We start from the raw sequence: 12,308 nt of genomic DNA on the forward strand, positions 1-12,308 counted from the left end.
TCAATCCTCCACTGTCAAGGTGTTCTCTGAAGACGATATCATTAAAAGCTAAGAACCACTAAACAGGATTACTGATTGATGTTCTCGAATCCATTTCATATTCATATACTTTTTCTTGATTTTTACGCTTGTTATGAAAGGATAGCCCAGTACCCGCGGGAACGAGTCTGCCGACGATGACATTTTCTTTCAGTCCCCGCAAGTCATCTTTTTTGCCCATGATTGCGGCTTCTGTCAGAACACGTGTGGTTTCCTGGAATGATGCAGCAGAAATAAAGGAATCTGTCGACAATGAGGCTTTAGTGATACCGAGCAACATGAATTCATAAGTGGCAGGTAGTTTTTTCTCTGCAAACAAGCGTTCATTTTCAATCAATAGATCCGCACGCTCAACCTGCTCACCAGGGATGAACGTTGAATCGCCCGCATTAATGATTTGAACTCGCCTCAGCATTTGCCGCACGATCACTTCAATATGTTTATCATTGATTCGGACACCCTGAAGACGGTAAACATCCTGAACTTCGTCCGTAATATATCGGGCTAACGCTTCAACTCCTTGTAAACGCAATATATCACGAGGATCAGCAGGCCCATCGACAATGATTTCACCTTTATTAACAACTTGTCCGTCGTGCGCCATGACATGCTTGTCTTTGGGTATCAAATACTCATGCACTCCGCCTTCGAGATCAGTGATTACGAGACGTTGTTTACCCTTCGTATCTTTCCCGAAGGATACAATACCAGTCACTTCAGCCAGCATGCCCGCATCTTTCGGTGACCTCGCTTCAAAGAGTTCCGCAACACGTGGCAACCCCCCGGTGATATCTCGGGTTTTGGAGGTCTCTTGCGGGATTCTGGCCAATACTTCACCAACACTCACTTGTTGACCATCCCGCACGGTAATAATACAGCCAATCTGGAATGTGATGCTCACAGGCTGGTTGCCACCAACCACTTTGATTTCATTTCCATCGTCATCAAGAAATTTAACCAATGGTCGCAATCCTTTCGATTGACTCACACCACGCCGTTTTGGATCAATTACCACCAGCGTAGACAAACCGGTTACTTCATCAATTTGCTTGGCTACTGTCACACCTTCTTCCACATTCTCAAAACGTACCTTGCCCGCATATTCGGTAATGATTGGTCGAGTATGAGGATCCCAGGTCGTCAATATTTGACCGGCCTTGACCGGCTCTCCATTGCGCACGAGAAGTGTTGCACCATAGGAAGCTTTGTGCCTCTCGCGTTCGCGCCCATTCTCATCCTGAATAATAATTTCACCACTGCGGGAAATTGCTATCAATTCATTCTGCGCATTGGTCACATACCGCATCGAGGAAGAATAATGCACCGTTCCACTTGATTTGCTTTCAACTTGACTCACTACAGCCGTTCTTGATGCAGCTCCCCCGATATGGAAGGTGCGCATGGTTAGCTGCGTACCGGGCTCACCGATTGATTGTGCAGCAATCACACCTACGGCTTCACCCACGTTGACGAGCGTTCCACGACCCAGATCTCTACCATAGCATTTGGCACATAGCCCGTATCGCGTTTCACAAGTCAAAGGCGTACGAACCTTCACTTCATCGATGCTCAATGCCTCAATCTGATCAACGGCCTCTTCATTGAGCAACATACCAGCAGGAAATACGATTTCTTGATTTTCGGGATTGATCACATCGTTTACAACGACTCTGCCAAGAATACGCTCCCTCAGCGCCTCGATAATCTCCCCGCCTTCTACCAGAGCTTTCATGACCACGCCATTACCGGTGTTACAATCATCTTCGGTAACAACGAGATCCTGCGTTACATCCACCAGACGACGAGTCAGATAGCCGGAATTCGCCGTTTTCAACGCGGTATCAGCCAAGCCTTTGCGTGCGCCATGCGTCGAAATGAAGTATTGCAGCACATTCAAACCTTCACGAAAATTTGCCGTAATCGGTGTTTCAATTATCGAACCATCCGGTTTGGCCATCAACCCACGCATACCCGATAACTGACGAATCTGAGCTGCTGAACCGCGTGCACCTGAGTCGGCCATCATGTAAATCGAATTAAAGGATTCTTGCGTCAATGGATGACCCGCCTCATCCTGCTGAACTGTACCAGTTGTTTGATTAATGATCGGCTCGACACCCAGTTGATTCATCATCGCTTTAGCTACTTGATCGCCCGCACGCCCCCAGATATCGACCACTTTGTTGTAGCGTTCGCCTTGCGTCACTAGACCGGAAGTATATTGCCCTTCGATTTCTTTTACTTCTTTCTCTGCAGCACCGATGATTTCACTTTTTTGCGTAGGAACCAACATATCATCGGCGCAAATAGAGATACCTGCCCGTGTCGCGTACGTAAACCCTGCATACATCAACTTATCAGCAAAAATTACAGTTTCCCGCAAGCCGCAGCGTCTGAAGCTTGCATTGATTAATTTGGAAATTTCTTTCTTCTTCAGAGACTTATTAATCAATGAAAAAGGCAATGCCGGTGGAAAGATTTCAAACAGCAAAGCACGGCCTACCGTCGTTTCGTAGCGCGTCACTTTTTCGCATCGCTCGTCATCTGCATTGGTATCATATTCCTTGATTCTCACCGTAATCTTGGCATTGAGTTCGACGTTACGGCTTTCATAGGCGCGCGATACTTCGGCGACATTCTGAAACAACATTCCTTCGCCAAGTGCGCCCTTCTTTTCGCGCGTCGTATAGTACAATCCGAGCACGATATCTTGAGAAGGCACAATAATAGGCTCACCATTGGCGGGTGAAAGGACATTATTAGTCGACATCATGAGCGTACGGCATTCCATTTGCGCTTCCAATGATAACGGTACATGCACGGCCATTTGGTCACCGTCAAAATCGGCATTGAATGCGGCACATACCAGAGGATGTAGCTGAATCGCCTTACCTTCGATCAATACCGGTTCAAATGCTTGAATACCAAGGCGATGCAGTGTCGGAGCGCGATTCAGCATAACGGGGTGCTCACGAATCACATCTTCGAGAATATCCCACACCACAGCGCTCTCATTTTCTACCTCACGCTTTGCAGCTTTGATGGTGCTGGCAATCCCCATCAATTCCAATTTATTGAAAATAAATGGCTTGAACAATTCCAGTGCCATCTTTTTGGGCAAACCGCACTGATGCAATTTCAATTGCGGGCCGACAACAATCACAGAACGTCCGGAATAATCCACACGTTTACCGAGCAGATTCTGACGAAAGCGCCCGCCTTTACCCTTGATCATATCAGCCAGCGACTTCAAAGCACGCTTATTCGCGCCCGTCATAGCCTTACCGCGACGGCCATTGTCCAATAAGGAATCAACCGCTTCCTGCAGCATCCGCTTTTCATTGCGAACAATAATATCCGGGGCTTTCAATTCTAGCAATCGCTTCAGTCGATTGTTACGATTTATGACACGCCGGTATAAATCATTCAAATCGGAGGTGGCAAAACGCCCACCATCCAAAGGAACCAGCGGACGCAAATCGGGCGGCAACACAGGCAATACCGTCAGTATCATCCATTGTGGCTTTATGCCTGATTTATTAAAAGCTTCCAGAAGCTTGAGGCGTTTAGAGATTTTTTTTATCTTTGTTTCCGAGCCCGTGCTCTCCATCTCTCGGCGCAAACTCTCTATTTCAGCGAGAATATCTAAGTTTGCCAGCAAATCGCGAATACCTTCCGCACCCATGCTCGCACTGAAATCATCGCCATATTCTTCCGTCTTGATGAGGTAATCATCCTCAGTCAATAACTGGCAGCGTGCAAGCGGGGTTAAGCCAGGATCGGTAACCACATACGCTTCAAAATACAAAACTCGCTCGATGTCTCGCAAAGTCATGTCCAATACCATTCCTAAACGCGACGGCAATGACTTCAGAAACCAAATATGAGAAACTGGAGTTGCAAGTTCAATATGCCCCATCCGTTCCCGGCGAACTTTTGATAAAGTTACTTCCACACCACATTTTTCACAGATGACGCCACGATGTTTTAATCGCTTATATTTACCACACAAGCATTCGTAATCTTTTACCGGTCCAAAAATTTTTGCGCAGAACAATCCATCTCTTTCAGGTTTGAAAGTACGATAATTGATGGTTTCGGGCTTTTTAACTTCACCGTATGACCATGAACGAATTTTTTCCGGTGAAGCAAGACCGATTTTGATCGCATCAAATTCTTCTTTGTGGGTAACTTGTTTAAATAAATCTAGCAGTGCTTTCATTGGTTACTCCTGTAAATCAGGGGCAATAAAAATAGACGTATAAGTTGATATAATGTCGGAATATTATTTATCCGACCATTTCTTTTAAAATCAATGCTGCTCTAAATCAATATCCATTCCTAGTGAACGTATTTCTTTTACCAGTACGTTAAACGACTCTGGCATTCCGGCGTCGATTTTATGATCGCCTTTGACTATACTTTCATACACTTTAGTACGTCCCGTCACATCGTCGGATTTGACTGTGAGCATCTCCTGCAAGGTATAGGCTGCGCCATAGGCCTCTAATGCCCAGACTTCCATCTCGCCAAATCGTTGACCACCGAACTGAGCCTTACCTCCCAGCGGCTGCTGAGTCACCAGACTGTATGGACCCGTTGAACGAGCATGCATCTTATCATCCACTAAATGATGAAGTTTAAGAACATGCATATACCCTACGGTGACAGGCCGATCAAAAGCTTCTCCGGTACGGCCATCGTACAAGGTAATCTGACCCGATCTCGGCAATCCCGCCAATTCCAGCATATCTTTGATTTCATTCTCCGTTGCACCATCGAATACCGGTGTGGCAAATGGCACGCCCTCAACTAAATTTCCAGCCAAAGCAATGATTTCATCGTCTGACAACGAAGCGATGTTCTCGCCTTTTCCACTTCCATTGTAAACTTTATCAAAAAATTGCCTGATTTCATTGGCATTTCTTTGAGAAGCCAACATTTCATTAATTTTCTTGCCAAGCCCTTTGGCCGCCCATCCTAAGTGCACTTCCAGAATCTGCCCCACATTCATCCGTGAAGGAACACCCAAGGGATTCAATACCACATCCACGGGTGTGCCGTCAGCCATATATGGCATATCTTCAAGCGGTACGATTTTAGAAATCACCCCTTTATTACCATGACGTCCAGCCATTTTATCGCCAGGCTGCAAGCGCCGCTTAACCGCAATGTAAATTTTGACCATTTTCTGCACCCCGGGTGCCAGTTCATCACCTTGGGTAAGCTTTTTCTTTTTCTCATCAAAGGCCGCATCGAAAGCTTTGCGTTTCTGCGCCATGCTTTCACGAACTTGTTCCAATTGAATGCTAGTTTCTTCATCAGTCAAGCGGATATCGAACCAGTAATGCGGATCAAGACTCTTAAGATACTCGGCAGAGATTTCTTTACCCTTGGCAAGCTTATTAGGGCCGCCAGTGGCTATTTTTCCAATCAATAAACGTTCAAGGCGTTCAAACGCATCCTCTTCGACAATGCGCATCTGGTCAGCCAAGTCTTTCTTGTACCGATCCAATTCATCATCGATAATTTGCTGAGCGCGCTTATCGCGATCGATGCCTTCTCGCGTAAACACCTGTACATCGATGACAGTACCAGAAATTCCTGACGGTACACGCAGCGAAGTATCTTTCACATCGGAAGCTTTTTCACCAAAAATGGCGCGCAATAATTTTTCTTCCGGTGTAAGTTGGGTTTCTCCTTTAGGGGTCACTTTTCCAACCAGGACATCGCCTGCTTCAACTTCGGCACCGATATACACGATACCGGATTCGTCCAGGCGGCTGAGTTGATGTTCAGACAGATTGGGAATATCGGCGGTTATTTCTTCCGTGCCCAACTTGGTATCTCTGCTCACAACCGATAGTTCTTCGATATGAATTGAGGTAAAGCGGTCTTCAGCAACGATCCGCTCTGATATCAAGATCGAATCTTCAAAGTTATAGCCGTTCCATGGCATAAACGCCACCAGCATATTTTGCCCCAGCGCAAGTTCACCCATATCCGTGGATGCTCCATCTGCAATCACATCGTCTTTTTCGATACGATCCCCAATCTTGACTAATGGCCGTTGGTTGATATTGGTATTTTGATTGGAACGCGTATATTTGATGAGATTGTAGATATCAACCCCGACCTCACCCATTCGAGTTTCTGCATCGTGAACTCGAGCCACGATACGACCCGCATCGACGTAATCGACGATACCTCCGCGTTTGGCGCGAACGGTAGTTCCCGAATGTACAGCCACAACTCGTTCAATCCCGGTACCAACCAGCGGTTTCTCAGCACGCAAACAAGGAACCGCCTGGCGTTGCATGTTGGATCCCATCAAAGCACGGTTCGCATCATCATGTTCCAAAAATGGAATCAGCGACGCAGCTACCGACACAATCTGGGCTGGGGCCACATCTACATATTCAATACGCTCAGGAGATGACAATGCAAATTCATTCTTGTAACGACAAGACACGATCTCACTGATGAATTGATGGTGGTCATCCAGCTCAGCATTAGCCTGGGCAATCATATAATTACCTTCTTCAATTGCCGATAGATAATCGATTTCATCCGTTACGCGGCAATCTTTGACTTTGCTGTAGGGCGTTTCAATAAATCCATATTCATTCGTGCGTGCAAACAGTGCCAGTGAATTAATCAGACCAATATTAGGCCCTTCAGGTGTTTCGATCGGACACACGCGACCGTAATGCGTAGGATGAACATCTCGCACTTCGAAGCCCGCTCTTTCACGTGTCAAACCACCCGGCCCCAAAGCTGAAATCCGGCGTTTATGGGTGATTTCTGATAGCGGATTGGTCTGATCCATAAATTGCGACAACTGACTGGATCCGAAAAACTCGCGAGCAGCTGCAGAGACCGGTTTTGCATTGATCAAATCATGCGGCATCAAATTTTCTGACTCGGCTTGACTGAGCCGTTCTTTTACTGCACGTTCTACACGAACCAAGCCGGATCTGAATTGATTCTCCGCCAATTCTCCGACAGAGCGCACACGTCGATTCCCTAAATGATCAATGTCATCGATTTCACCACGACCATTTCGTAGCTCTACCAATATCTTTATCACCGCAATGATGTCTTCATTCGACAGCGTCGGAGATCCCATCAACTCATTTCTTCCGACTCTGCGATTGAATTTCATCCTTCCCACAACGGATAAATCATAACGCTCAGGAGAATAAAAAAGACCGGAAAACAGTACCTTGACTGCTTCTTCAGTGGGAGGTTCGCCGGGCCGCATCATTCGGTAGATGGCCACTTGAGCAGACATCTCATCAGTAGTCTCGTCGATTTTCAATGTCTGTGAAATATATGGGCCATGATTGAGATCATTGACATATAGCGTATTTAATTTCTTGACATTGGCGGCTCTCAGCTTATTGATGGTTTCTTCAGTGATTTCATCATTTGCAGAAGCCACGAGTTCGCCCGTTTCTTTATCGATGATGTTATGGGCCAGTATTCTTCCCAGCAAGAAATCTTTGGGTACTTCCAGTTGATCTATTTTGGCTTCCTGCATTTCACGAATATGTTTCGCAGTGATTCGCTTGTCTTTCTGAACTATGGTTTTATTATCCTTAGTAAGAATATCAAAACTCGCCACTTCACCGCGCATGCGTTCGGGAACGATCTGAAATAAAATCCCTTTTTCAGTAAAATGGAAGCAATCAAAAATGAAAAATTCCTGCAGAATTTGCTCTGAAGTACAACCGATCGCTTTTAATAACGTAGTGACAGGCATTTTCCTGCGCCGATCAATCCTGAAATAGAGACAGTCCTTCGGATCAAACTCAAAATCTAACCATGAACCGCGATAGGGAATAATTCGCGCGGAGAATAACAATTTTCCAGATGAATGGGTTTTTCCGCGATCATGCTCAAAAAACACGCCAGGGGAACGATGTAATTGCGAAACGATCACGCGTTCCGTACCGTTAATGACAAACGAGCCCGTTTCAGTCATCAAGGGAATTTCACCCATGTATACTTCTTGCTCCTTGACTTCTTTGACAGTGGGCTTGGATATTTCTTTATCCATGATCGTCAATCTTACCCTGGCACGCAGTGGGGAAGCATAAGTGAGTCCACGTTGTTGACATTCCTTGACATCAAACACTGGCGATCCAAGCTCGTAGCTTATAAAATCAAGACGAGCATTCTTCGTGTGACTTTCTATCGGAAAAATCGAATTAAAAGCAGCTTGTAAACCTTGGTTCTGGCGTTTCTGAGGAATAACGTTTTCCTGCAAAAAAGCAGCATATGATTCGAGCTGAGTAGCGAGCAGAAATGGAATTGGCAATACGCTCGCGCGCTTGGCAAAACTTTTACGGATACGCTTTTTCTCAGTGAACGAATAGCTCATGGATTTTCTCCGAACGAAGAAGATAAGGAATTTAAAGTCAAGAGCTTAAGCTCAATAACCATCAATTAGTTATTTTAAAAATATCAAGGATTAAAATACCAAAGGCTGGCTCGCTCAAAGCGCTCCAGCCCTAGAATCTACTTAATATTGTTATTTAATTTCGCAAGTAGCGCCAGCTTCTACCAGTTGTTTCTGAATTGAAGCTGCTTCATCTTTAGAAACACCCTCTTTCACCGTTTTAGGTGCACCATCAACCAAATCTTTAGCCTCTTTGAGACCTAAACCTGTGATTGCCCTTACTACTTTGATCACGTTGACTTTGCTTTCTCCTGCCGACGACAAGATCACATTAAATTCAGTCTGCTCGGCTGCCGCAGGAGCTGCGCCACCAGCGCCTGGAGCCGCTACGGCGACTGCGGCGGCTGCAGCAGCGGAAACACCGAACTTTTCTTCCATTTCCTTGATCAGCTGTGATAGCTCTAGCACAGTCATACTTGCAATTGCGTCCAATATATCTTCTTTTGTTGCTGCCATTATTTTCTCCTGGTTAATTTGAATATGTTAGATACGAGTGAAGAGGAATGTCACAATCATTTGCTGTCCCGAACCATTGCCAGACCACGCACAAACCGAGCAGGTACCTCATTGAGAGTTTGGACAAACTTGGCGATGGGTGCTTGCATTGTTCCCAGCAGCTTGGCCAGCAATTCATCACGACTCGGTAGCGCGGCCAACGCTGTAATCTCATCGCGCGACATGACATGCTGACCCATGGCACCCACTTTGATCACGAACTTTTCGTTATCTTTTGAAAACTCGTGCAGTATTTTGGCCACTGCGACGGGATCAGTACTAATTCCATAAACTAAAGGCCCAACCATGTGATTGGCTAATGGCGCATATGGAGTGTCGGCGACTGCACGCCTAACTAACGAGTTTTTAATGACACGAAAATAAATTCCTGATTCACGAGTTTTTGCCCTTAATTGGGTCATTTGACCTACTTCTATTCCTCGATACTCAGCAATAATGATAGCCTGAGCATTTGCTACTTGAGCACTCACTTCGGTCACTATCGCTTTTTTCTCTTCTAGATTAAGACTCAAGGTTCATTTTCTCCATCAGTAAAAATAGTATTGAGCATAAAACACCATGCTCAAACACTATAAACTGGTGACCTTTAACCAGGAAAACCAAACTCCTGTTTTTGGGACACCATCTACGCTGGGTATCAACAACCTCGCACTCTACTGGATAAGCTTTTCCACCGAGAGTGATTGGCAGCGAATGATTTAAGTATGACAAATAATTTCTTATTTTCATTGCATAAGAAATTACTGTTCTACCCCAGCGGTCTTTGACAATCTACTCAATGCCAGTGCATCAGCATTCAGTAGTCCCAAAGTTCTTTATTGTTGCGACAAACTAGTTTGATCTATTCTCACACCAATCCCCATCGTGCTCGAAATAGATATCTTTCGTAAATAAACGCCCTTCGAAGAAGCTGGCTTAGATTTATTCAATGCTTCGATCAATGCCACTAAGTTTTGCTTCAACGCATCGATCCCAAACGACGCGCGACCAATAGTACAATGAATGATACCGGTTTTGTCAGCTCTGAATTGCACTTGACCCGCTTTGGCATTTTTCACGGCAGCAGCCACATCTGTCGTCACGGTTCCGACTTTCGGATTAGGCATTAAACTTCTGGGCCCAAGTATCTGTCCCAACTGACCTACTATCCTCATCGCATCCGGACTGGCAATCGCGATATCGAAGTTAATGTTTCCAGCTTTAACCTCTGCTGCCAAGTCTTCAAAACCGACGATATCTGCCCCTGCATCTTGCGCTTCCTTAGCTTTATCACCTTGCGCAAACACTGCGACACGAACTGTCTTACCCGTTCCCGCCGGCAAAACTACCGATCCGCGCACAGCTTGGTCAGATTTTTTGGCATCAATACCTAGATTGACTGCCACATCAACGGATTCGTCAAACTTTGCATTTGCTGTTTCTTTTATGAGTCCGAGTGCCTCTTCAAGCGGATAAGTCTTATTGCGATCAGCTTTATCTGAGATAGCTTTATAACGATTTGATGAGCGTGCCATGTTATATGCCCTCTACTTCTATACCCATACTTCTTGCACTTCCAGCAATGGTACGTACGGCTGCATTCAGATCGGCTGCGGTTAAATCTGCCATTTTTGTTTTTGCAATTTCTTCAGCTTGACTGCGACTGAGTTTTCCAACTTTATCCATATGCGGTCTAGCGCTTCCCTTGCCTACTCCAGCAACTTTCTTAATCAGCACCGAAGCAGGGGTTGTCTTCATTATAAAAGTAAAACTCTTGTCAGCATAAGCAGTAATGATCACGGGTACCGGCAAACCAGGTTCCATTTTCTGCGTAGCGGCATTGAACGCCTTACAGAATTCCATGATATTCAATTGCCGCTGACCTAATGCTGGACCGATAGGCGGACTTGGATTAGCTTTACCTGCAGGCACTTGCAGTTTTATGTATCCAGTGATTTTTTTTGCCATACTTTTCTCCTATTGGGTGCAAGCGAATGATCTTTCATTCTCCCCGATTTCCTATTAAAAACAGATGATTTCTGAATCCAATAATACCATGGTAGATCATGGTATATAAAAGCTCAGGATTTTTCGACTTGATTAAAATCCAATTCCACTGGAGTAGGACGTCCAAATATCGAAACTGATACTCTAAGCTTACTTTTATCGTAATTGACATCTTCCACATTTCCGTGGAAATCGGTAAACGGCCCCTCTTTGACCCTGACTGCCTCCCCCATTTCAAAAAGAATTTTTGGCTTAGGTTTCTCCACTCCTTCTTGAATCTGATGAAGTATATTGTCGACTTCCTTCTGACTGATAGGCGTGGGCTTCATGACGGATCCGCCCACAAATCCAGTAACTTTATCGGTATTTTTGACTAAGTGCCACGTTTCATCGGACATTTCCATTTCAACCAGCACATACCCAGGAAAGAACTTACGCTCACTGATATTTTTTTGACCGCTTTTCATTTCGATCACTTCTTCGACCGGAACCAATATTTGACCAAACTTTTCTTGCATACCGGCTCGCTCAATACGATCTTTTAATGTGCGCTGCACACTTTTTTCATACCCCGAATAAGCGTGAACCACATACCATTTCTTACTCATTCTTTCCTCTGTGATATTTGATCAAACATTCTGATCCATCAATAGCTTAACGAGTGACATCAGTGCTGCATCAATAAACCACAAAAATAAAGCCATCGCAATTACAAAAGCAAATACAACACCCGATGTTTGAAGCGCTTCTTTACGACTTGGCCAAACTACTTTCTTCGTTTCTTCTATAGATTCCTTACTAAATACATAAAACGCTTGCCCTTGGATTGTATATTTTGCAACTACTCCAGCCAGCACAGCTCCCATCAATATGGATAATATCCGTACAACCATTGGACTGTCGCTTAATACCACGAATCCTGCTATTCCAGCTGTTATGAGTACAAATACAAGTCCAAGTTTCAATTTATTCACGTTTAAAATCCTTCATGCTTTATGACGATATGCTTGCGGTAACGATCAGCTTCTTAGGATTTTTCAAGATTGGACTTTCTCTTTAAGTACAGAAGAATTGAATTACAAACTCTACCAACAATCACCTTGCACCTAAGACCAATGTTTCATTTGATATATTCATTCAAAGAGTGGCAGGCCAGGAGGGCATCGAACCCCCAACCTTCGGTTTTGGAGACCGACGCTCTGCCAATTGAGCTACTGGCCTTTTCATTTGAAATTTATCGATATCAAAAATATAGAAAATCAATTATTTCTCGAGCTTTTAATTACTCAATAATTTTTGCGAC

8 protein-coding genes and 1 tRNA gene are annotated in these 12,308 nt (G+C 44.8%); all 9 read right to left on the reverse strand.

The genetic code is table 11. The features are described from left to right. Positions 1-58 precede the first annotated feature (58 nt). The 9 genes from rpoC to ABF87_RS11260 all read right to left on the reverse strand — a co-directional run bounded on the left by rpoC (position 59) and on the right by ABF87_RS11260 (position 12,226). Entirely contained in the window at positions 59-4,261 is a 4,203-nt protein-coding gene (gene rpoC / locus ABF87_RS11220) for a DNA-directed RNA polymerase subunit beta' (RefSeq protein ID WP_160829213.1), read from the reverse strand. 90 nt (positions 4,262-4,351) lie between these two features. Beyond that, positions 4,352-8,425 carry a DNA-directed RNA polymerase subunit beta gene (rpoB, locus tag ABF87_RS11225; protein WP_160829214.1) on the reverse strand — a complete coding sequence of 1,358 codons (4,074 nt, stop codon included), beginning with the start codon at positions 8,423-8,425 and terminating at the stop codon, positions 4,352-4,354. 150 nt (positions 8,426-8,575) lie between these two features. Next, positions 8,576-8,959: a 50S ribosomal protein L7/L12 gene (gene rplL, locus ABF87_RS11230; RefSeq protein ID WP_160829215.1), complete on the reverse strand. Its 384-nt coding sequence runs from the start codon at positions 8,957-8,959 to the stop codon at positions 8,576-8,578. A gap of 56 nt (positions 8,960-9,015) precedes the next feature. Beyond that, positions 9,016-9,531: a 50S ribosomal protein L10 gene (rplJ, locus tag ABF87_RS11235; RefSeq protein ID WP_160829216.1), complete on the reverse strand. Its 516-nt coding sequence runs from the start codon at positions 9,529-9,531 to the stop codon at positions 9,016-9,018. A 303-nt stretch (positions 9,532-9,834) separates the two neighbouring features. Continuing rightward, the gene (gene rplA, locus ABF87_RS11240) at positions 9,835-10,533 is read right to left on the reverse strand and encodes a 50S ribosomal protein L1 (RefSeq protein ID WP_160829217.1); all 699 of its coding nucleotides are present in this window, start codon (positions 10,531-10,533) and stop codon (positions 9,835-9,837) included. Position 10,534: 1 nt separating this feature from the next. Further along, positions 10,535-10,966, reverse strand: coding sequence for a 50S ribosomal protein L11 (gene rplK / locus ABF87_RS11245; protein WP_160829218.1), 432 nt, complete (start codon positions 10,964-10,966; stop codon positions 10,535-10,537). Between the two features lie 113 nt (positions 10,967-11,079). Beyond that, entirely contained in the window at positions 11,080-11,613 is a 534-nt protein-coding gene (gene nusG / locus ABF87_RS11250) for a transcription termination/antitermination protein NusG (RefSeq protein WP_160829219.1), read from the reverse strand. 21 nt (positions 11,614-11,634) lie between these two features. Then, a complete protein-coding gene (secE, locus tag ABF87_RS11255) occupies positions 11,635-11,979 on the reverse strand; it encodes a preprotein translocase subunit SecE (protein WP_160829220.1) in 345 nt (114 codons plus the stop codon). Positions 11,980-12,150: 171 nt separating this feature from the next. Then, a tRNA-Trp gene (locus ABF87_RS11260) sits at positions 12,151-12,226 on the reverse strand. Positions 12,227-12,308: the final 82 nt, after the last annotated feature.

The organism is Nitrosomonas sp. JL21 (assembly GCF_009833095.1).
Taxonomy (GTDB): domain Bacteria; phylum Pseudomonadota; class Gammaproteobacteria; order Burkholderiales; family Nitrosomonadaceae; genus Nitrosomonas.

Bases quoted from the DNA above. Each gene is read 5' to 3' on its own strand.
- rpoC (WP_160829213.1), bottom strand. From the start codon at position 4,261: ATGAAAGCACTGCTAGATTTATTTAAACAAGTTACCCACAAAGAAGAA.
- rpoB (WP_160829214.1), bottom strand. From the start codon at position 8,425: ATGAGCTATTCGTTCACTGAGAAAAAGCGTATCCGTAAAAGTTTTGCC.
- rplL (WP_160829215.1), bottom strand. From the start codon at position 8,959: ATGGCAGCAACAAAAGAAGATATATTGGACGCAATTGCAAGTATGACT.
- rplA (WP_160829217.1), bottom strand. From the start codon at position 10,533: ATGGCACGCTCATCAAATCGTTATAAAGCTATCTCAGATAAAGCTGAT.
- rplK (WP_160829218.1), bottom strand. From the start codon at position 10,966: ATGGCAAAAAAAATCACTGGATACATAAAACTGCAAGTGCCTGCAGGT.
- nusG (WP_160829219.1), bottom strand. From the start codon at position 11,613: ATGAGTAAGAAATGGTATGTGGTTCACGCTTATTCGGGGTATGAAAAA.